The following is a 21922-nucleotide window of genomic DNA, read 5'->3' as shown; positions in this document are numbered from 1 at the left end:
ATCTGCTCCCAGGGTTGTGCGGGTGGTGGTCAGTTCTCGAAGAGGTCGGTGAGCTGCCGCTTGAGCACCTTGCCGCCCTCGTTGCGGGGCAGCTCGTCGAGCAGCAGGAGACGGGCGGGCAACTGGTAGTCGGCCAGCCGGTCCGCGAGGAATCCCCGCAGCACGGGCAGGGACAGCCCACCCGGCTCGGTCTGCGGTCGGGGCACCACGGCGGCGGCCACGGCCCAGCCGAGCACCGGATGCGGGACCCCGACGACGGCGACCTGGGCGACCAGCGGATGTTCGTGCAGCGCCGCCTCGACCTCCAGGGTGGAGACCTTGAACGCGCCAGTCTTGATCACATCCTGGTGCCGGTCGGTGAGGTACAGGTAACCGTCGGCGTCGATCCGGCCGACGTCGCCCATCCGGACCCACCCGTCGCGGAAGGTGGCCCGGTTGGCCGCCTCGTCGCGGTAGTAGGCACGGGGAAAGGGCGCGCGCAGCCAGACGTCACCGGTCGTGTCGGCGGGCAGCGGATTGCCGTCGGCGTCGGCGACCATGAGCTGACCGCCGACCGGCCGACCGACGGCGTCCCGCCGGGACGGGTCCCAGATCATCGTGGTCTGGGCCGGCGCCGCCTCGGTGGAGGTGTAGTAGTTGACGATGGTGGCCTGCGGGAACGCCGCGGCGAGCCGGGCCGCGACCGCCGGTGCGAGGAACGCGGCCGTGGAGCCGATCAGGTGTACGCCACTGGTGTCCCGCCCGCGCAGGGCACCGGAGTCGAGCAGCTCGACGGCGATCGACGGGACGACGAAGACGGTGCCGGTCCCGGTGGCCTCGACCAGCCGGGCGAACCGGGCCGGGGTGAACCGGGGCAGGGTGAGTGCGGCGGCCTTCGCGGTCACCGCGTTGAGCAGCATGGTCTGCCCGGCGTTGGTGCCGATCGCGAAGGCGTGCAGGAACCGTTCCGAGTGGGCCAGGGCGAGGCGGCGCGGATGGTGCGGAGCACCGGCGGTGAGGTTGGCGTGGCTGGCGGCGACTCCCTTGGGCCGTCCGGTCGTACCCGAGGTGTAGAGGATCTGCGCGAGGTCACCGGGTCGGGCGACCGACGCGCCGCCCCGGGATGGCTCGGCCGACAGTTCGGCGCAGGACCAGACCGGCAGGCCGGACGGCACCGGCGGGGCCGGAGTGTCGTCGCCGTGCAGCACGGCGGTGGCCGCGCAGTGCTTCAGGGCGTGTTCGAGCTGTCCGGCGGCGAGTCGGTCGGAGAGCGGCACGGCGACGCCACCGGCGCGCAACACCCCGACGAACGCGACGGCGAACCCGGTCCAGTCCCGGGCACCGAAGTAGAGGCCGACGCGCTCGCCGCGACGCAGGCCGCGACGCGACAGGGCGGCGGCGACCGCACCCGCACCGGCGGACCAGTCGGCGAAGGTCAACGCGGCCACCCCGTGCACCTCGACCGCGACCCGCTCGGGATGCAGGGCGGTCCGCCAGTGCAGCAGCTCGGGCACGGTACGGGGAACGGCCCGGCCCGTTGACGCCGTACTCACCTCAGGCCGCCTTCCCGCCGGTCACGGCTACCGGCACCTCGGCACCGGCCGACCGGGCCCGGCGTTCCTCGATGCCGACCAGGTCGTCCGGGGGCGCGTCGGGCACCTCGTCGTCGAAGCGGGACAGCACCGGCGTGGCCAGCGAGACCAGCGCCGTCACCGCGATGCAGAGCCCGAACAGCACATAGAGCAGCCCGTGTCCGCGCCCCGGCCCGACCCCGATGACCGCGCCGACCGTGCCGGCCAGCACGCCGTCGGCCAGCAGCATCGGCTCGGTCACCCGGGCCGCGAACGGGGCGACCAGACCCCAGCCCAGCGGCAGGGTGGACTGCGCCACCATCTGGTTGAGCGCGAAGACCCGCCCGTGCACCCGGGGCGGCACCTTGGTCTGGATGATCGTGTTGTAGACGCCGTTGACGATGGCGAGCGCGAGGTACATGCCGAACGCGCCCGCACCGATGACCAGCAGGTTCGGCCGTAGCCCGGTGACCACGGCGGCCACCGCGATGCCGAGCGTGCCGAGCAGCACCGCCCGCATCCGTCGTTTGCGGGGGCCGCCCCAGAGCAGCATCACCAGGCCGCCGGTGGCGGCGCCGACCCCGCCGGTCAGCGCGATCCGCGCCACCTCGGTCAGGTCGGCGAAGCCGAGCACCAGCGGGGAGAGCAGGAACAGCACCGGGAAGAGGAAGAAGTTCAGCGCGGCGAAGAACGCCAGCATGGCGCGGAACTCCCGGCGGCGCAACGCGTACCGCAGCCCGGCGACGATCTCCGCGCCGATGCTCTCGCGGCGGCGCAGGGCGAGCGTACGCGGGAACCGCACCACCGCCAGCACACCGATCGCGAAGAGGTACGACGCCACGTCGATGAGCAGGATGCCGCGCAGCCCGACGGCCTGGAGCAGCGCCACGGCGATCAGCGGGACGGTGAACTGGGTGAGGCCGACAGCGGTCTGGGCGAGGCCGTTGGCGTGGCCGAGGAAACGCTTGGGCACGAGTTGCGGCACCGCCGAGACGAACGCGAGCCGTTGGAACGCCAGCGCCACCGACAGCCAGGCGGTGAAGGGGTAGAAGTGCCACACCTGGGCGACGTCGGTCAGCACCAGCACCGCCATCGCCGCGTTGCCGCCCCCGGCGGCGGTACAGGCGCAGAGCAGGACGCGTCGCCGGCTGAACCGGTCGATCACCGCGCCGGCCAGCGGTGCGACGAGTAGGCCGGGCATCAGCGCGAGCACCGCGAAGAGCGCGAACCGGGCCAGCGAGCCGGTCTGCGTGTAGATCCACAGGGGTACGGCGAAGGTGGTCAGCGCGGTGCCCATGCCGGAGACGATCTGCCCGGCCGCGACCAGCCCGAAGCGCCGCATGCTCGGTGGCGGCGCGGTGGGCGTACCGCTGCTCCCGCCCGAGGGTCCGTCCGGTCCCCGGTGGGAGACGGCGGTGAGCTGCCAGGCGGGCTGCCCGCCGTCCGACTGCGGCGAGGCGGCCGGCGGCGGGACCGACGCGGCGCGGACCGGCGCGCCAGGTCCGGGCGACACGGCGGAGGGCGGTGCGGCGGACGGTGACACGATCGATGGCGGTGGCGCAGCGAGGTGCCGGTGTACGCCGGTGACGATCTCGGCCAGTTCGGCGGCCCGGTACTTGAGGAAGTAGTGACCGGCCTCGTCGATCACCGCGAGCGCGGTGCGGTCGGTGAGGAAGTGCCACTCCCGGAAGCGCTCCTCGTGGAAGTCGGTGCTGCGGTCGCGCTCGCCGACCACCGAGACGACCGGCGCGCGCAGCGGACCAACCCGCTTCCGCATCAGCTCGGTGAAGTACTCCTCGGAGACCTCCGCGTCGTGCCGCATGGCGCGGATCAGGAACGCGACCTCGTCCGGAGCCAGTGACCCGACGGAGGTGCCCTGCGCTTGCAACCAGGTGCGGTAGATCCGGTCGCTGCGCAGGCGTTCGGCCAACCGCAGTCGCAGCAGCGGACCGAGCAGGCCGCCGACGGGCCGGGCGAACGGGAAGACCGCGCCGAGATACACCGCCTCCAGGTCCCGGCCGGCCGCCTCCAGCCGACGGGCGACCTCCACCGCCAACGCCCCGCCGGGACCACAGTGTCCATAGAGGATCAGCGGCCCGGAGACCCGGTGCAGGATCTCCGCGACCACGTCGGCGGCGACCTCCGCGACGGGTGCCGGGTCGTCGGCCAGGCCGATGTCGTGCCCGGGCATGGCCACCGACAGCAGCCGGTACCCGACCGGCAGGGCGTCGGCCAACGGCTGGTACACCACCGCGCTGCCGCCGCCGTACGGAACGCAGACCAGGGTGGCGACCCGGGCGTCGGCGGGCACCGGCGGGGTCAGTTCGTGCAGCAGCCCGCCGCCGTCCGGGCCGTCCCCGGCGACCAGCCGGGCCAGCTCGCGTACGGTGCGGTGGCGGAACAGGTCCATCACGCTGACCGGTGTGCCCCCGTCGACCACGTCGGGCAGTTCCCGACGCAGCCGGGCCACCACCTGGGTGGCCAGCAGGGAGTGCCCGCCCAGCTCGAAGAAGTCGTCGGTGGCACCGACCTCGGCCACCCCGAGGACGGCGCGCCAGACGTCGGCCACCAGCGTCTCCACCGGTCCGGTCGGCGTCTCCCGTTCGCCGGTCGGGCCGTCGTCGCCGGGCTCGGGCAGGGCCCGCCGGTCCACCTTGCCGTGCTCCTGCAACGGGAGCCGGTCCAGGCACACCCACCGGCTCGGCACCATGTGCTCGGGCAACCGGTCGGCGAGCCGCCGACGCAGCGCGGCCGGCTCGGGCGCGGCCACGTCGGGCGTCGGTTCCAGGTACGCCACCAGCCGGTCGTCGCGCACCAGTACCGCCGCCTGCCGCACCCCGGGGCAGTCCCGCAGCGCCGCCTCGATCTCGCCCAGCTCGACCCGGTAGCCCCGGATCTTGACCTGGTGGTCGCGACGGCCGAGGAAGACGAGCTGCCCGTCGGCGCGCCAGCGGCCCAGGTCACCGGTGCGGTACAGGCGCGCGCCGGGCGGACCGTACGGGTCGGGGATGAACCGTTCGCCGGTCAGCTCGGGCCGGTGCAGGTAGCCGCGCGCCAGCCGGTCACCGCCGAGGTACAGCTCACCGGGTACGCCGACCGGGACGGGGCGCATCCGCTCGTCGAGCACGTACACCCGGGCGTGCGGCAGGGGCCGGCCGACCGGCACCGGCCCGGTGGGCGGCGCGTCGGCGGTGACCTCGTACGTGGTGACGCCGACGGTGGCCTCGGTGGGCCCGTAGTGGTTGAACACGCGGGCCAGACCGGCGGCCACGAGCGGGCCGACCCGGTCCAGCTCGGACGCCTCACCACCGAGGACGAGCGCGCGGGCGGGCAGCAGCTCCCCCGGCTCGACGTCGGCGGTCAGCGCCCACAGGTGCGACGGGGTGATCTTCAGGTAGTCGATGCGCGCGGTGCGCAGCCGCTCGGCGAGTTCGGCGCCGGTGCACCGGCGGGGCAGCAGGTGCACCGCGCCACCGGTGGCCAGCGCCAGATAGAAGAGGGTGACGCTGAAGTCGAACGACATCGACTGCATCAGCCCGTACCGGGCGGCCGGGACGACCGCGAACCGGTCGGCCACCCCGTCGAGGTAGCGCAGCACCTGCCGGTGTGCCACGGCGACCCCCTTCGGGGTGCCGGTGGAGCCGGAGGTGTAGATGACGTACGCGAGGTGCTCGCCGGTGGTGCCGGTCTCCGGCGCGGTGCCGGGCTGGGCCGCGACCTCGGCGGCGATCTCGTCCAGGGTGACCGTGGTCGCCTCGGCGGGCAGCCGTTCCCGCAGGTCGGGGCTGGTCAGCACCACGGTCGGGCGGGAGTCGGCGAGCATCAGGCCCAGCCGTGCGGCGGGCTGCTCCGGGTCCAGCGGCAGGTACGCCCCACCGGCCCGCAGCACCCCGAGCAGCGTCGCGGCCAGCTCGACCGACTGGTCCAGCAGCACCCCGACCAGCCGGTCCGGGCCGACGCCCCGGCTGCGCAGCCAGTGGGCGAGCCGGTTGGCCCGCCGGTCCAGCTCCCGATAGCTGAGCGCGTCCGGACCGAGGACCACCGCCGGGGCGTCGGGGGTGGCGGCGACGTGCGGGCCGATCAGCTCGGCCAGGGTGGTCGCCGCGCCGGTGACCCCGGCCACCGCGTCGTGCTCGGGTCGCCCCAGGGCCAGCATCCGGTCCCGTTCGGCCGCGTCGAGCAGGTCCAGGTCGACGACCGGCAGGTCCGGCCGGGCGACGGCGGCGCGCAGCAGCGTGGCGAGACCGGCGGTCAGCCGGCGTACGGTGGCGGCGTCGAAGAGGTCGGTGTTGTAGACGACCATGCCGCGCAGCCCGTCGGCGGTCTCGCCGACGTAGAGCGACAGGTCGAAGCGGGCGGTGGCCGCGTCGGTCCCGACGCCCTCGACGTGCAGGTCCTCGGGCCACCGGGTGCCGCCGTCCGCGTAGTTCTGCAGGGTGAACAACACCTGGAACACCGGGGAGCGGCTCACGTCCCGGGTGACGTTGAGGTCCTTGACCAGGCGCTCGAACGGGATCTCCTGGTGGGCCAGGGCGCGGACGACGGTGGTGCGGGTGCGCCGCAGCAGGGTCGCGAAGCTGGGTTCGGCGGTCGCGGGGTCGGCGGTCGCGGCGACCGGGGAGAGGTCGGCGCGTAGGGCGAGGGTGTTGACGAAGAGACCGACGAGGTTCTCCAGCTCCGGCACCACCCGGCCGGCGACCGGCGAGCCGATGGCGAAGTCCCGCTGGCCGCTGAAGCGGAACAGCACCGCTTGCAGACCGGTGAGCAGGGTCATGTAGAGGGTGGCCCGGTGGGCGCGGCTGAGCCGACGGAGTCCGTCGGTGAGGTCGGCGTCGAGGACGAAGCGGTGGGTGGCACCGGCGTACGACTGCACGGCCGGGCGGGGCCGGTCGGTGGGCAGGTCCAGCGCGGGTACGTCGGCCAGTGCCCGGGTCCAGTAGGCGAACCCGTCCCCGGTGGCCGGTCCGTCGAGGCGGTCCCGTTGCCAGGCGGCGTACTCCAGGTAGCCGGTGGCCGGTGCCGGAGGCGGGGGCGTGCCGTCGCGCAGCGCGCCGTAGGTGGCGGCGATCTCGTCGAGCAGCAGGGTCAGGGACCAGCCGTCGCTGACGATGTGGTGCATGGCCAGATGCACCAGGTGTTCCTGGTCGGCGAGCCGGACGACGAGCACCCGCACCAGGGGCGCGACGCCGAGGTCGAACGGGGTGCGTACCGAGGCGGCCACCAGCTCGCGGGCGTCGGCCTCGTCGGGTACGGCGGTGACGGTGACCGGTACCCGTACGTCGGAGGCGACGTGCACGGCGGGTTCGCCGTCGGCGTTCTCGGTGAACCGCATGCGGAGGCTGTCGTGCCGGGTGGCGGTCGCGTCGACGGCGGCCCGCAGCAACTCGACGTCGAGCGGGCCGCGCAGCCGCACGGTCGAGTGGACGACGTACGCGGCGGTGCCGGGAACGAGCTGTTCGGTGAACCAGATCCGTTCCTGGCCGAAGGAGAGTCGGGGCGTTCCGGCGGGCGGAGTCGCCTTCGGGATGACGGTGGTGTCTCGGGCCGGCACGTCGACGTTCGTCACGCTATGCCTCAATCCGATGACGGACGGGAGTCAGTAGTCTGCATCTCGCGTCCCACAGGTCGGATCGGCTGATCGGTCCACTGTGTAAGACTCGATCGATCGATCCAGCGGCGGAACGGACCGTCGTACCGTCGGGAATGCGATTCGCGGATACGGTGATCCCCGCCGAGTGGGCGTCAGAGCCGCTGCGCTATGCCGAGTTCTCCGGCGGTGGTGCCGGGACGGCGCCGCTGACCTGGGCCCAGCAGGTCCTCCTGCGCTCGATCGCCCGGTTCGGCTCCAATCACCGGTTCCTCAACCTGCGGCGGATCGTGCCGGTCTCCCCCCGCGCCGGGGTGGCCGTGACGACCGCGACCCGGGCGGTGGGCGCCCTGGTCAGCCGCCACTCCGCGCTGCGTACCCGGCTCCCGGTCTCCGACGGCGAGGCCCGCCAGGAGATCGCGCCGACCGGGCTGTTCCCGCTGCTGGTCTGCGACGGCACCAGCGACGGGACGCAGGCCGCACGACGGGCCGCCGAGCGGCTCGGCGACGTCGCGTTCGACCATTCGGCCGAGTGGCCGCTGCGGGTCGCACTGGTCACTGTGGATGATCGGGTACGCCAGATCGTGCTGGTGTTCAGCCACACCACTGTGGATGCTCACGCGGCCGAGATCGTGCTGCGCGATCTGCGGCTGCTCCTGCTGCGCGGTGGCCTGCCCACCCCGGCCGGACCGCAGTCGGCGGACGTGGCCCGACTCCAGCACGGGCCCGACTCTCGGCGTTCGCAGCGGGCGGTGGCGTACTGGCTGCGGGAGTTCGACCGGCTCCCCCGGCAGCCGCTGGTCCCGGCCGGGCCGGGGCTGGAGCCGCACCTGCGCCGGGGCGTCCTGGTCTCCTCCGCCCTCGACCGGGCCGCCCGGCTGGTCGCCGCCCGGCATCGGGTCAGCGTCTCCGCCGCGCTGCTCGCCGGCTACCAGGCGATGGCCGCCCGCACCTCCGGACACGAGCTGTCCGGTCTCTTCCCGATGTCCCACAACCGGTTCCGCACCGAGTACGCGCAGGCGGTCGCCAACCTCGGTCAGATCGGCTTCTGCGCGGTGGACCTGACCGGGTGCACCGACTTCGCCGACCTGCTGCACCGCGTCTGGGCGGCGTCGCTGAACGGGCTGCGGCACGCGTACTACCAGCCGTCCGCGCTGCGGCTCGCCTTCGAGGAGCGGGGCATCGACTACGAGACGGCGTTCCACCCGCACCACTACTTCAACGACGTCCGGCTGCCGCTCGGCGGCCTCGACCAGCCACCCGAGGTGACCCGGGACGAGTTGCGGGCTGCCACGGCCCAGAGCAGCTTCTCCTGGACAGCCGGGCTGAACGCGGCCTCCTGGCACCTGCTGGCCCACGTCGTGGACGAGCCGGACGCGGTGGGCGTCACGCTCACCGTCGACACCCGGCACCTCGCGATGGACTCCGTCGAGCCGTTCCTGCGGGGCATGGAGGAGTTGCTGGTCGAGGCGGCCTTCGACGACGTGCGGTGGCCCCGGTCGTCGACGTCCACCGCACCCGCCGGGCCGGTCCCGTCCCGCACCGAGGAGACGGCGTACGCGGACTTCGCGGCCGGACGGGCCGCCAGCGCGCCGCTGACCTGGGGGCAGCGTGCCATGTGGCGGACCGTCGAGGAGTTCGAGTCCCCCGAGGCGTACCGGGTGCTGAGCCTCCCCCGCACCCTCGCCGTGTCGGCACGGACCGAGGTGACCGTCCCCGAGGCGGTGCGGGCGCTCGGCGCACTCGTCGCCCGGCACGGATCGCTGCGCACCCGGTTCCGTCGCCGGGACGACGAGGTGCACCAGGAGATGGCGGCCACCGGACGGCTTCCCGTCGGCGTGCACGCCGTACCCCGACCGGTGGACGACCCCGACGGCCGCGCCCTCGCGGCGGAGCTGACCGCCCGGCTACGCGCGTCGCGCTTCGACCACGTCGCCGAGTGGCCGCTGCGGGTCGCCCTGGTCACCGTCGACGACCGGGTACGCCAGATCGTGCTGGTGTTCAGCCACGCCACCGTCGACTTCCACGCCACCGACGTCGTCCTGCGTGACCTGCGCCGGCTCCTGCGGCACGGCACGCCTGACACGCCGGTCGGCCTCCAGTCGGTGGACCTCGCCGGACGGGAGCGTGACGCCGGACGACGACGGTCGGAGCGGGCGGTGGCGTACTGGGTGCGGCAGTTGCCCGGCCTCGCGGCGAACCTCTCCGACCCGGTCGGCTCCGGCACCTCGCCGCGTTACCGTCGCGGGTCGCTGGTCTCCCGCGCCGTCCACCACGCGGCCTGCCTGATCGCGACCCGCAACGCCGTCAGCACCTCCAACGTCGTGCTGGCGGCGACCGCCGCCGGGCTGAGCGGCGACGGCGGGCAGGACTCCTGCGGAATCGTGGTGATGGCCAGCAACCGCTTCCAGCCGGGGCACCAGGACGCGGTCGGCACCCTCAACCAGATCGGGCTCGCTCGGCTCGACCTGGCCGACCGGCCCGGCTTCGCCGAGCTGCTGTCCCGGGCCCGGCGGGGAGCGCTGGACGCCTACCGGCACGCCTACTACGACCCGGCCGTCTGGGAGCGCACCTTCACCGACCTCGGCCACGACCACCGGACCTTCCTGTCCCCGTACTGCTACCTCAACGACGCCCGCCTGACGCGCGACGTCGACCCGACGGACGCGGGCCCGGACGAGACCGCGCTGCGGGCGATGGTCGGCGACAGCGAGTTCCGCTGGCTGCCGGAGTTGGCGCGGTTCCCGTGGCGCTGCCGGGTCCAGGTGCTCGACGCGCCCGGCGCAGTCGAGCTGGTCGTCACCGCCGACACCCGGTACTTCCCGGCCGAACGGGTCGAGCCGTTCCTGCGCGGCGTCGAGGCGCTGCTGGTCGAGGCCGCCTTCCGCGACGTGCCCTGGCCGTGGTCCCCCGCTGCGGTCGGCCCCGCCACGCCGGCATAACCGGTCGACCGCGCCGCCGCCGGGTGTGAGGATCGCCGGATGCCGTCTTCCCGTCGTGACCTGCTGCGCTGGCAGTTCGACCTGACCTGGTCGCTGTTCGAATACCACCTGGACCGGCTGGAGCCGGCGCACTTCCGCCGCGAGGTCGCCGCGCTCTCCTGGACGGTCCGCCCGGACGACGCCGGCCGGTGGGTGCCGGACTGGGCCGACACCGAGCCGGACCCGGTGCCGGTCCCCACCATCGCCTGGCTGACCTGGCACGTCGGCTGGTGGTGGAGCGTGGCCACCGACCATCTCCAGGGCCGAACGCCACGGGAACGTGACGAGGTGTCCTGGCCGGGCGACGGCGAGCCCACCGTCACCTGGCTGCGGGAGCTGCGGGCGGAGTGGCTGACCGTGTTGGACCGGCTCACCGACGCCGACCTCGACGAGGTGGCGCCATTCCCCTGGCCGCGCGATCCGGAACACACCGTCGCGCACCTGCTCGCGTGGGTCAACGCCGAGCTGATGAAGAACGTCGCCGAGATCGGCCAACTCCGGCTGGTGCAGGACGCCTCGTCCTGACCGATCGAACAGCTGGTCTTCGCCGGCTGCGGTTGGGGCGGCCCTCCGGCTGCCCCAACCGGTGATGGATCAGACGGGGGCGATAGCGAGTGTGGTGACCTTGTTGTCCTTGATGCCGAACACGAACGAGAAGGACAGGGGCCCGCCGGGGAAGTCGCCGTCCCCGGAGGCCACCAGCCGGTCGTCCGCGAACGAGGTCGGCGTGAGCACGATCTTGGGATTGATCAGATGCCCCTGGATCCACTCGCGGATCTCGGCCTCGCCGGCCCAGGTTCTTCCGTCATCACGCACGGTGGCCCCGTCGCCGAAGACTGCAGCCAGCGCGTTCACGTCGTGCGCGTTGGTGGCCTTGATGAAGGTGTCGACGGCCTCGGGGAGAGTGATGTCGTTCATTTCCGTTCTCCGGTCTGCTCGGGTGTCAGGACGCGGGCGCATCCTGGTGAAGGCTTTGCGGCACGGGCTACTTCCGCGAACTACCGACACAAGCTTGTGGAAGCAGGCTCAGAAGTCCGCACTGCGGGAAAGCTTCTCGTTCGCGCGCAGCTCCGCGAGTGCGCTTTCGTGCATTGCGACAACGACGTCGTAGCCGGAGTTGCCGAGCACGATCCGGTGCGGTGGAACGGGAGCGTTCATCGCACTGATCACGGCCTGCACACCACGAACAGGGTCACCTGCCTGCTTGCCGTCAGCGTCCACGAACGCCGCCTTGACGGTCTCGACCATCGGCACGTAGGCGTCGACGGTCTCGGTGACGGGCTCGTCGCGGAAGTAGGAGAAGGCACTGGTGCGGAACGCGCCCGGCTCCACCACGAGCACGCGTACACCGAACGGCTCGACCTCCTGGCGCAGTGTCTCCGACAGTCCTTCGATCGCGAACTTCGCCGCCGCGTAGTAACCGAACCCCTGTGCGCCGACGAGGCCGGCCACCGACGACATGTTCACGATCCAGCCGTCGCCGCGTGCCCGCATACCCGGCAGGACCGCGCGGATCACCTCGGCCACGGCGAACAGGTTGAGGTCGAACGTGCGGCGGATGGTCTCGTCCGGAGCCCCCTCGATCGAGCCGTACCAGCCGCGGCCCGCGCTGTTGACGAGCACGTCGATCCCGCCGAACCGCTCCTCTGCCGTCTTGACCGCCGCACGCACTTGCTCGGCATCGGTGACATCGAGCTGGAGAACCAACACACGCTCACCGAACGGCTCAGCCCATTCCCGCAGTTCAGAGGGCCGACGCGCCGTCACCACCACCTGATCGCCCTGTGCCAGTGCAGCCTCGGCATAGACCGAGCCGAACCCTCCGGGCGTCCCACCGGTGATGAACCAAGTCCTCATGGACTTCTCCTCTCGCTATAGCGGGCAATGTAGCGCTACATAAGCTAATGTAGCAAGCATGCAGAGCGCGCGAGATCGACTCCTCCTTGCCGCAGCCGAGTTGCTGCAGAGCGGCGCCACGGTGTCCACGAGGGCGGTGTGCGAACGCGCCGGGGTGCAAGCCCCGACGCTGTACCACCACTTCGGCAGCAAGCAGGGCCTGATTGACGCCGTGGCGAACCACGGCTTCACCCAGTACACGGCGGTCGAGAACTCGGACGACCCGCTGGACGACCTGCGCAACGGCTGGGACAAGCACGTACAGTTCGGGCTTGAGCACCCCTCGTTCTACGGGCTGCTCTACGGCCGCGCCGAGCCGGGAAAGCCCTGCGCCGTCACCGCTCCCGCGCACGCCGCGTTGCGCGAGCGATTCACCGCCGCCGCCGCCCGGGGCCTGCTCAAGGTGCCGGCGGCCGATGCCGCCGAACAGCTGTTCGCCGCCAACATCGGCATCACGCTCACCTTGATCAGCCAGCCGGAGCCGGACTTCGGGCTGTCCGGGCGCGCCCGCGAAGCCGCGCTGGCCGGAGTCCTGCACACGCCTTCCACCGCCGCCTCCACGACCCGCGCCAGCGCGGCCCTGACGTTGCGTGCGCTGGTCGACAACGACCCGGGCGACCTCACCCCCGGCGAACGCGGACTGCTCGGCGAACTACTGGAGCGCCTGGCACGCTAGCGCCAGCGTATGTAGGCACAGATCACCGCGTCCTACTCGGTGTGGGTGCGGTGGCCGGTGCCGTTGAGGGCGAAGTAGCGCACGGCGGCGAACTCGGCTGAACCGTTCGTGCCCTCAGGTCGACAGCGTCCGCGTACCCCATGCCCTGCTGCGGTGGACCGCACATCGGACCGACCGCCAAGCACTCCGACACGTACCCGCAGACGCCTCAGCGGTGTTCGGGGGCACCGGTCACCCGGTGGGAGGCATCGCCGCGTCGGCTGTCGCGGCCGCGTGGACCGCGATCGACCGGCTGACCCGAACCGACATCGCGACGCTATGTGATTGTGCGGAGGCTCTGGGCAAGGTATCCGTCAGGCGATGTGGTTCGGTGGGGGTCCGCCCTCGTCGCCCGGGGGCCGCCGTCGGGCGGGCGCCACCCCCCGCCGACGGAGGAGGACATGCCGTGCCCGCGACCAGAGCGGCGAACGTCGCACCCACCGCGCGCTGCCGGGACCATGTGGCGTCCCGCCCCACCTGGCGGTGCCGAGCCTGCGGGACCGCCTGGCCGTGCGGACGCGCGCAGCGGGACCTTCTCGCCGAGTACGGCACCCGCCGCACCGATCTGCTGGTCTATCTGGCGACCCTCTGGGAGGAGGCGCTCGGACAGCTCACCGAGCGGCACTCGGGGACCGATCCGGCCGAGTCGCACGAGCGGTTCCTCGGCTGGCTGCCACCCCGGCCGCCCTCCCGCTGACCGCCGTGCCGTCCGACCTGGACGGACCACGCGCCGGCAGCAATTGACAGGAGTCTTGACAGTTACCGGCCACATCGACAGACTTGATCGTGAGAGCGCTCTCTTGGCCGAACTCCCGACGATGCCCCCGCATCGCCCCACCCCCATAGGAGGAGTCCCATGCCACGAGCGCCACGCGTCCTGCGCACGGCCCTTGCCGCCGTCCTGGTCGCCGGTCTCGCCCCACTCGCCGCCCCGCCGGCCGCACTCGCCGCCGACACCGCCGACACCGCCGGCACCCCCACCGCCACCGCCGACACCTCGGTCACCGGCCTCGCGCCGGAGATGGTCCGCGCGATGCGCCGCGACCTCGGGTTGACCGACGCGCAGGTGCTGACCCGGCTCCGCGTCGAAGCCGGTGCCGCCACCGTCGAGCGCCGTCTGCGAGCACGACTCGGTACGGCCTTCGCCGGTGCCTGGATCCCGTCCGGCGGGACGCGGCTGACCGTGGCCGTCACCGACCCGTCGCTGGCCGCCGCCGTACGCGCCGAAGGTGCCGAGGTGACCACCGCCGCCCGCAGCGAGTCAACCCTGGACGGTGTCAAGCGGACGCTCGACCGGCACGCCGGCAAGGCGCCACCGGACGCCGTGCACGGCTGGGCGGTCGACGTGACGACCAACCGGATCGTGGTGACCGCAGGCCGGGGCGCGACCGCCGAGGCCGCCGCCTTCGTCAAGGCCAGCGGCGTTGACGCGGGCCTGGTCCGGATCGTCGAGTCCGCCGAGGCGCCCCGGATCAACTACGACATCCGGGGCGGGGACCAGTACGTGATCAACGGCAACACGCTCTGCTCGGTCGGTTTCGCGGTGCACGGGGGCTTCGTCACCGCCGGCCACTGTGGCCGGGTCGGCAGCCCGACCCTCGGCTACAACAACGTCTCCCAGGGCACCTTCGCCGGCTCGACGTTCCCCGGCCGCGACTACGGCTGGGTCCGGACCAACAGCAACTGGACCCCGCAGCCGTGGGTGAACAACTACTCCGGCGGCAACGTGTCGGTGGCCGGCTCCCAGGACGCCGCGATCGGCAGCTCGGTGTGCCGGTCCGGCCGGACCACCGGCTGGCGGTGCGGCACGCTGCTGGGTCGCAACCAGACGATCAACTACTCGCAGGGCGCCGTGCACGGCCTGACCCGCACCAACGCCTGCGCCCAGGGCGGCGACTCGGGTGGCGCCTGGCTCAGCGGCAACCAGGCGCAGGGCGTCACCTCCGGCGGCTGGGGCAACTGCTCCACCGGCGGGGAGACCTGGTTCCAGCCGGTCAACGAGATCCTCGGCGTGTACGGGCTCACGCTGGTCACCACCGGCGGTGGTAGCGGGAACCGGCTGATCAGCAACTGGAACAACAAGTGCATCGACGTGCCGAACTCGAACTTCTCCGACGGCGTACCGCTGCAGACCTGGAACTGCAACGGCACGGCGGCGCAGTCGTGGAGCTTCGTCAACGGCACGCTGCGTACCCAGAACAACATGTGCATGGACGTGGCCTGGGGTTCCCGGGACAACGGCGCGGTGATCCAGATCGCGACCTGTAGCGGCAACCCGGCCCAGCAGTTCGTCCTCTCCGCGGCGGGTGACCTGGTCAACCCGCAGGCGAACAAGTGCGTCGACATCAGCGGCTGGGTCAACGCCGACGGCGCCCGCCTGGCCCTCTGGGAGTGCCTCGGCGGCGCGAACCAGAAGTGGCGGCGCGGCTGAGACACGGCCCCGGAATGTAAGGAAGGGTCCCCTGCTATCGCCTGGTGTATAGCAGGGGACCCTTCCTAACAACTACAGCTACAACTACAACTACAACTATTACGACGACGGCGCGGCCCCGTTGTCGTTGAACCGGAAGCTGTCGAACGGGGCGGCGTCACCCAGCTCCTCCATGATCAGGCCATTGTTCTGCGAGTTCCGCAGGAACGCCGAGTTGTTGCTGATCAGGAAGGTCTCCGCGTTCTCCGGGTTCGGCGCGATGGTGAAGAGCTGACGCGGCTCGCTCTCCTTGCACTCGGCGCCCTGCACCACCAGCGGCTGCGAGTTGCCCGGGTTCTGCACCTGCCAGCAGACCGGCTCGCCGGTGCCGGGGCCGCCACCGGCACCCCGGTACGACTTGACCAGGAAGGTCTGCCCGTCGACCGGGGTCGGTACGAACAACTGCCGGCCCTCGTCGCCGTCGACCTCGGCCAGGCGCTCGTCGGTCAACGACAGCCCCGACTCGAACGCGTCGACCCGGGTGATGGTGACCTGACGGTCGCCGGACAGCACCGGCGGGTTGGCGGTGCTGTCCGGCGACGGTGAGGCCTCCGTCGGGCTGGGCGCGGCGGAGGTCGCGCTGGCGGCCGGCGTGCCCGTGGCCTCGGGGGTGGCGGCGGCGTCCGGGGTGGCGTCACCGCACGCCGCTGTCGAGACGGCCAACGCCACCACGCCCGCACCGGCAAGCCACCTACGCATCGACATCATCCGCTCCTCCTCCGGCGGCGGGGATTCCCGGTCGGGAGACCGGCGCACCATCCCCGCCACGGTCGCTGAAGATCGACGTACCCCGGGTGTCGGCGCGATATGCAAGGACGCGGCAACGGGGTGGATTTCCGACAAAGGTCGTAGGTCGAATGCCGTCCTGCGCCAGATGGCACCACGCTCCTGTTCCCGCAGGCTTTTCTCAGGCACCGGGTGACGCCGCACGGACCCCTCCGGACACCCGATCGGCCTGGAAGGCAGCAGCCCGACATGTTTCGCCACGATCCCGCCCGGTCCCGGGCGTTCCGCCTGCGTCGACTCGGCGCGGCCCTGGTCGCGGCGGTCGCCGTCGCCACCGCCGCCGGGTGCGGCGCCGCACCGACCGTCCTGTCCGTTCCCACGCCAACCGCTCCCGGCGTACCGGCCGACCCGGCCGCGCTGAACGCCGCCGACGTCGACGCCTGGCTCGACGGCCTGTTGCCCGCCGCACTCCAGCGGACCGGCATCCCGGGCGCCACCGTCGCGGTCGTCCGCGACGGCGAGATCCTCACCGCCCGTGGCTACGGCCACGCGGACACCGGCTCCGGCTCCGGCTCCGGCTCCGGCCAGGCCGTACCGGTCGACCCGGACCGACACCTGTTCCGGGTCGGCTCGGTGGCGAAGCTGGTCACCGCCGTCGCGGTCCTCCAGCTCGTGCAGAGTGGCGACCTTGACCTCGACGCCGACGTCGACGAGTACCTGGACTTCACCGTGCCCCGCCGCTACGACGAGCCGGTCACCCTGCGGCACCTGTTGACCCACACCGCCGGATTCGAGGAGCGGATCGCCGGCCTGATCGGCTCCGACGGCAACAGCCCGGACCTGCGCACGGTGCTGGCCACCGACCCGCCGGAGCAGATCTACCGGCCGGGTACGGTGCCCGCCTACTCCAACTACAGCAACGCTCTGGCCGGATACATCGTCGAACGCGTCAGCGGGACGCGGTTCGAGGAGTACGTCGATCGCCACGTACTGGCCCGGGCGGGCATGGCGTCGTCGACGTTCGCGCAGCCGCTGCCCCCGCCGCTGGCCGATCGGGTGGCGAAGGGGTACGACGCCGCCGGTGTCGCCGGCCCGTTCGAGATCGTCGGCACCGTCCCGGCGGGCGCGTTGAGCGCACCCGCCACCGACATGGCCCGCTTCATGCTGGCGCTGACCGGCGAGACGGTCGGCGAGGGTCCGCTGCTCGACCTGCCGACCCGCGAGTTGATGCAGCGGCCCGCGCTCGACGCCACCTCGCTCGGCACCCTCGCGGACGGCCCCCGGATGACGCTCGGGCTGTTCGAGGAGGACCGCAACGGCCGACGCATCCTCGGCCACGGTGGCGACACCAAGTACTTCCACTCGCACCTGCAGATCTATCCGCAGGAACGGGCCGGCATCTTCGTCTCGCTCAACGGCGGCGGCCGGGGCGGATTCGACAGCCACGAACTGCGTCAAGCGGTGGTGAACGGCTTCGCCGACCGCTACTTCCCGGCCACGTCGGACCGGCCGACGGGCGTCGACGCGGAGACCAGTGCCGCACACGCCGCCGCGGCGGCCGGCACGTACACCGAATCGCGCGGGATCGGCAGCAACTTCCTGACCCTGATCGGTCTGGTCGGCCGGACCACGGTCAGCGTCGCCGACGACAACCGGCTGCTCTTCGCGCCGGGGCCGCTGTCGGCCACCCCGGTCCTCTACGAGGAGGTGGCCCCCTGGGTCTGGCGCGAGGTGGGCGGGCAGCGCACGATCGCCATGCGGGCCACCGACGACCGGGTGACGGCGATCAGCTACGACTCCGCGTTCACCCTGCTGCCGGTCGAACCGGCACGGGCCACGGCGGTGGTTCTACCGGTGCTCGGCGTCTCCGTCCTGGTGCTGGCGCTGACGGTGCTCTCCTGGCCGTTCGGCGCCCTCGTCCGGCGGGTGCTCGGTCGACCCCGTCGCGACCGGGCCGGACGTACCGCCCGGGTGCTCAGCCGCGTCGCGGTCGCCGGTGCACTGCTCGCGCTGATCGGCTGGGCGGTGAGCGTGGTGACCATCATGGGGTTGCAGGACGTCTCCGCCGCCTCGCTGCGCACCGTCCAGGCGCTCCAACTGATCGGCCTGCTCGGGGTGCTGCCCGCCACGATGCGGCTGGTCGACGACGTACGGCGTCGCGTCGGCTGGCACCGGATCACCGCCAGCGCCCTGATCCTGCTGGCCCTGGCCGGTACGGGTTGGTTCGCCGTCGAGTTCATGCTGCTCGCACCTAACATCTCCTACTGACGCGTCGATCCGGGACGGACCGGAGCAAGGAAGCCCACCGCATGAGCACCCACCCTGATCCGCAGACCGAGGCGGCTCCCCGGTCGCCCCGGCTGACCCGGCGGCTCGACGAACAGCTCACCCGGCTCGGCGTGACCGGCCGGTTCGCCCGGGACCTCCTGCTCGCGGCGGCGGTCACCGTGGTCACCGTGCTGCTGCTGGCGATGCTGCTCTGGGTCGTCGCACCGGCGGAGGAACTCTCCGTCGGCCCGGGGCGGGCCGGGCCGCTGCTCGTGCTCTGCGGCGTGCAGGCGATGCTGCTCTGCCTGCGCCGGGTCCGTCCGCTGCTCTGTCTCGCCCTGGTCGTCGCCCTACAACTGGCGATCGTCGGGCTGTCCCTGCCGGAGCTGTCGATCCGGGGCATCGCGCCGTTCGTCGCCGCGTACACCGTCGGCACGCTGCGGCCGGTCCGGACGGCGCTGCTGATCGCGGGGGTCGCCACGCTGGCGGAGACGGCCGGCGCGGTGGTCGCCACCGCCGTCCTCGCCGCCCCCGACCTGCTCCTCTCCACGCTCGGCAGCCTCACCGCAGGCGCGCTGACCTACCTCGGCGCGGCCTTCGTCGGCGGTTACGTCGCCACCAACCGGCGCTACGTCGAGCTGGTCCGGGTACGCGCCGACGAGGCGGTCCGGGCGCAGCAGGCAGGCGTGCAGGCGGCGATCGGTGCGGAGCGGTCCCGGATGGCGCGGGAACTGCACGACGTGGCCGCGCACCACCTCTCCGGCATGGTGGTGCAGGCGGCGGCGGTGGAGCGGCTGATCGACCGCGATCCGGCGGCGGCCCGCGCCGGGGTGGCCTGGATCCGCGCCCAGGGCAAGCAGACCCTGGACAACCTGCGGTTGGTGGTGGGGGTGTTGCGCGGACGGGCCGGGTCGGACGCGGGCGACGGCACCGTCCCGGTGCCCGGCCTGGCCGTCCTCGACGACCTCGTCCGCACCGCCGGTGACCTCGGCGGCCCGGTCGGGTTCGTCCGGGAGGGGCAGCCGCGCGAGGTGCCGCCGATCGCCGACGTGGCGCTCTACCGGGTGGCGCAGGAATCACTCTCCAACGCCCGCCAGCACGCCCCCGGCGCCCCGGTCCGGGTGGCCCTGCGCTACCTGGACCGCCGGGTGACGCTTGAGGTGCGCAACGATCCGCCGCCTCGACGGCCCGAGCCGGCCGCCCGCACCACCGGTGGCGTGGGCCTGGTGGGCATGCGGGAACGCGCACAGCTCATCGGCGCCGAGTTCACCGCCGGTCCGACCGCCGACGGAGGCTGGTCGGTCGCCGTGAGCCTGCCGACCGCACCGGAGGCCGCGCGCGCCGCGACGGCGACCGTGAAGGGGGACCCGAGATGATCAGGGTGATGCTCGTCGACGACCAGGCGGTGGTGCGGACCGGGTTCCGGGTCATCCTGGAGCAGGCCGGGGACATCGAGGTGGTGGCCGAGGCGTCGAACGGCGACGCGGCGGTCGACCTGGCCCGCCGGCACCGGCCGGACGTGATCTGCATGGACGTCCGGATGCCGGGCGGCGACGGCCTCACCGCCACCCGCCGGATCGTCGGCGAGGCCACCGAGACGCCGCCCGCCGTGCTCGTGGTGACCACGTTCGACCTCGACGAGTACGTCTTCGGCGCGCTGGAGTCCGGTGCCAGCGGGTTCATCCTCAAGGACTGCGAACCCGAGGAGCTGATCGAGGCGGTCCGCCGCCTGGCCGGCGGGTACGGGCTCGTCGACCAGGCGGTCACCCGCCGGGTGATCAGCGAGTTCGCCCGCCGCACCGCCGCACCGCGCACCGACGCGGTGGCCGCGCACCAGCTCACCGCACGGGAGGCCGAGATCGTCGGGCTGCTCGCCCAGGGTCTGTCGAACGTGGAGATCGCCGCCGAGCTGTTCATCGAGACGAGCACCGTCAAGTCGCACCTCGGCCGGGCGATGGCCAAGATCGGCGTACGGGACCGGTTGCAGACGGTGGTCTGGGCGTACCAGAACGGCGTGGTCCCGCGTTGACCCACCCGCCGTTCGCGTCGGCGGTCAGCTGACGAACTCGCTGACAGCCTGACCCAGCTGGGTCAGGCCCGGTTCCTCGACGGGCAGGTGTCCGGCCCGTTCCAGCAGCACGAGCCGCTTGTCGGCGGCGATGCGGTCGAAGAACGCGCGGCTGAGCGCGACCGGCGTCCACCGGTCCTCCGCCGGGTGCGTCATCAGCACCGGGCAGGCGGTGAACGCCTCCGGCTCCACCGGTGGGGCGGAGGTGAGGAAGGTCCGCAGGAAGCGGAGCGCGACCCGGTTGCCGCCGCCGGAGGGGTCGGCGGCGACCAGCGCGGTGAGGGCCGCGTCGTTGCTCATCGCGCCCATGTTCGCGATCCAGCGCATCGGTATCCGCCAGGCCTCGAACGGCCGGACCGGGCCGAGCCGGGACGGATCGAGGCGGCCCATGGCCGGCAGGCGGGTCATCCGCATCCGCGCGGTGACGTCGCGCGGGTCCAGCAGGCAGGTGACGACCAGGCCGGCGACGTCGACGGTGGCGGCGACCGAGTACGCCAGCATGCCGCCCATGCTGGCACCGAGGAGGAAGACGGGACGGCCGTCGCGGGCCCGTTCCGCCGCCACGAGGTCGGCGACGCAGTCGATCCACTCCGGGTACGCCACCGGTCGGTCACCGCGGGTCAGTCCGTAGCCGGGCAGGTCCGGGGCGAGAACCTCCACCGGGGCGAGCTGGGCCAGCATCCGCGCGTACGGGGCGAGCATCCGCCCGTACCCACCGGCGCCGTGCAGCAGGAGGAGTTTCACCGGGGCGTCCGGTGCGGCAAGCCGGTCCAGGTGCACGTCCAGCCCCCGCCAGCGCCACCACTCCTCGGCCGGGGCGTCGTCGAGGTCGCTGCGCAGCCCCGCCGGATAGAAGCGCTGGTAGTCGAGCCACCGGGTGACCTCCTGGTACGTACTACGCCTAGCGGGTTCCACACTCCACCTTTCATCGTTTTACCTGCTCAGCACTATGATATGAGGATTTCCTCGCTTTGTTTACTCGCGTTTGGAGGCACCCGGTGCCACCTCGGCCCGCACCGCATCAGCCCAGGAAGACGCCCCGGCAGCAACGCGCCTGGCAGACCCGTCGACGCATCCTCGACGCGGCGGCTCGCGTTTTCGCCGAGTACGGCCACGCCGCCGGCACCACCGACCGGATCGCCGCCGAGGCCCAGCTCTCGGTGGGCTCGCTGTACCAGTACTTCCCGAATAAGGATTCGATCCTGTTGACCCTGGCGCTGGAACACGTCGACGAGACCGCCCAGGCGGTGCGGGTCAGCCTCGCCGGTCTCCCTGACGGCCCCGTCCCGCTGCGCCGGTGGCTCCCGGCGGTGGTCCGCGCCTGCGCCGAGCTGCACACCCGCGACCCGCGCCTGCACCGGGTGCTGTTCGAGGAGTCACCGCGCCCGCCCGAGCTGCTGGCCCGCTTCCACGAGGCCGAAGGCGAGGCGGTCGCCGCCGTCAGGTCGTTGCTGCGCCGGGACCCCGACCTGGCACCGGCCGACCCGGAGCGCAGCGCCCGGGTCGTGGTCGCGGTCGTCGAGTCGCTGGTGCACCGGTTCGTCGCCCAGCAGCCGGACCGGATCGACGGGCCGGAGCTGACCGACGAGATCGTCGCGGTGGTGACCGGCTACCTGAGCCGCACGACGGTGAGCTGACCCGCCCGTCGCGGCCGGAGGGGG

The 21922-nt window shown here is 72.7% G+C and carries 15 protein-coding genes; 9 read left to right on the top strand and 6 right to left on the bottom strand.

The genetic code is table 11. The annotated features are described in order from the left end of the window. Positions 1-29 precede the first annotated feature (29 nt). Together ACZ31C_RS11160 and ACZ31C_RS11155 are read right to left on the bottom strand one after the other, a co-directional pair. The gene (locus ACZ31C_RS11160; RefSeq protein ID WP_465795128.1) at positions 30-1532 is read right to left on the bottom strand and encodes a class I adenylate-forming enzyme family protein; all 1503 of its coding nucleotides are present in this window, start codon (positions 1530-1532) and stop codon (positions 30-32) included. 1 nt (position 1533) lies between these two features. Beyond that, a complete protein-coding gene (locus ACZ31C_RS11155) occupies positions 1534-7116 on the bottom strand; it encodes an amino acid adenylation domain-containing protein (protein WP_465795127.1) in 5583 nt (1860 codons plus the stop codon). Between the two features lie 137 nt (positions 7117-7253). On the opposite strand from ACZ31C_RS11155, the gene ACZ31C_RS11150 reads away from it, so the two are divergent. Next, entirely contained in the window at positions 7254-10079 is a 2826-nt protein-coding gene (locus ACZ31C_RS11150) for a condensation domain-containing protein (RefSeq protein WP_465795126.1), read from the top strand. Between the two features lie 39 nt (positions 10080-10118). Beyond that, a complete protein-coding gene (locus ACZ31C_RS11145; RefSeq protein WP_465795125.1) occupies positions 10119-10643 on the top strand; it encodes a DinB family protein in 525 nt (174 codons plus the stop codon). A 69-nt stretch (positions 10644-10712) separates the two neighbouring features. Here ACZ31C_RS11145 and ACZ31C_RS11140 read toward each other — a convergent pair whose 3' ends face one another. Both ACZ31C_RS11140 and ACZ31C_RS11135 read right to left on the bottom strand, forming a co-directional pair. After that, positions 10713-11036: a nuclear transport factor 2 family protein gene (locus ACZ31C_RS11140; RefSeq protein WP_465795124.1), complete on the bottom strand. Its 324-nt coding sequence runs from the start codon at positions 11034-11036 to the stop codon at positions 10713-10715. A 108-nt stretch (positions 11037-11144) separates the two neighbouring features. Next, positions 11145-11975, bottom strand: a complete 831-nt coding sequence (locus tag ACZ31C_RS11135) for an SDR family NAD(P)-dependent oxidoreductase (protein ID WP_465795123.1) — start codon at positions 11973-11975, stop codon at positions 11145-11147. A 58-nt stretch (positions 11976-12033) separates the two neighbouring features. Between ACZ31C_RS11135 and ACZ31C_RS11130 the strand changes: the two genes are divergently transcribed. The 3 genes from ACZ31C_RS11130 (at position 12034) to ACZ31C_RS11120 (ending at position 15160) form a co-directional block, all read left to right on the top strand. Further along, positions 12034-12690, top strand: coding sequence for a TetR/AcrR family transcriptional regulator (locus ACZ31C_RS11130; RefSeq protein ID WP_465795122.1), 657 nt, complete (start codon positions 12034-12036; stop codon positions 12688-12690). 445 nt (positions 12691-13135) lie between these two features. Further along, entirely contained in the window at positions 13136-13426 is a 291-nt protein-coding gene (locus ACZ31C_RS11125) for a flavin reductase (RefSeq protein ID WP_465795121.1), read from the top strand. Positions 13427-13585: 159 nt separating this feature from the next. Next, positions 13586-15160 (top strand): ricin-type beta-trefoil lectin domain protein, encoded by a 1575-nt coding sequence (locus ACZ31C_RS11120; protein ID WP_465795120.1) that lies wholly within the window; start codon positions 13586-13588, stop codon positions 15158-15160. A 99-nt stretch (positions 15161-15259) separates the two neighbouring features. Here the strand turns inward: ACZ31C_RS11120 and ACZ31C_RS11115 are convergent, their stop codons facing one another. Beyond that, the gene (locus ACZ31C_RS11115; RefSeq protein WP_465795119.1) at positions 15260-15904 is read right to left on the bottom strand and encodes a hypothetical protein; all 645 of its coding nucleotides are present in this window, start codon (positions 15902-15904) and stop codon (positions 15260-15262) included. Between the two features lie 270 nt (positions 15905-16174). Here ACZ31C_RS11115 and ACZ31C_RS11110 point away from each other — a divergent pair, with 270 nt between their 5' ends. Genes ACZ31C_RS11110 through ACZ31C_RS11100 form a run of 3 tightly spaced genes read left to right on the top strand, consistent with a single transcriptional unit; the run spans position 16175 to position 20222 of the window. After that, positions 16175-18193, top strand: a complete 2019-nt coding sequence (locus tag ACZ31C_RS11110; RefSeq protein ID WP_465795118.1) for a serine hydrolase domain-containing protein — start codon at positions 16175-16177, stop codon at positions 18191-18193. A 41-nt stretch (positions 18194-18234) separates the two neighbouring features. Next, entirely contained in the window at positions 18235-19569 is a 1335-nt protein-coding gene (locus ACZ31C_RS11105) for a sensor histidine kinase (RefSeq protein ID WP_465795117.1), read from the top strand. After that, entirely contained in the window at positions 19566-20222 is a 657-nt protein-coding gene (locus tag ACZ31C_RS11100; protein ID WP_396748420.1) for a response regulator, read from the top strand. Before ACZ31C_RS11105 ends, ACZ31C_RS11100 begins: the two co-directional genes overlap by 4 nt. Positions 20223-20246: 24 nt before the next feature. Here ACZ31C_RS11100 and ACZ31C_RS11095 read toward each other — a convergent pair whose 3' ends face one another. Beyond that, the gene (locus tag ACZ31C_RS11095) at positions 20247-21176 is read right to left on the bottom strand and encodes an alpha/beta hydrolase (protein WP_465795116.1); all 930 of its coding nucleotides are present in this window, start codon (positions 21174-21176) and stop codon (positions 20247-20249) included. 83 nt (positions 21177-21259) lie between these two features. Between ACZ31C_RS11095 and ACZ31C_RS11090 the strand changes: the two genes are divergently transcribed. Next, entirely contained in the window at positions 21260-21898 is a 639-nt protein-coding gene (locus ACZ31C_RS11090; RefSeq protein ID WP_465795115.1) for a TetR/AcrR family transcriptional regulator, read from the top strand. Positions 21899-21922: the final 24 nt, after the last annotated feature.

Source organism: Micromonospora sp. NPDC023869, assembly GCF_055559695.1.
Note: the sequence above shows the minus strand (reverse complement) of the source record. Positions and strands in the feature narration are given on the sequence as shown.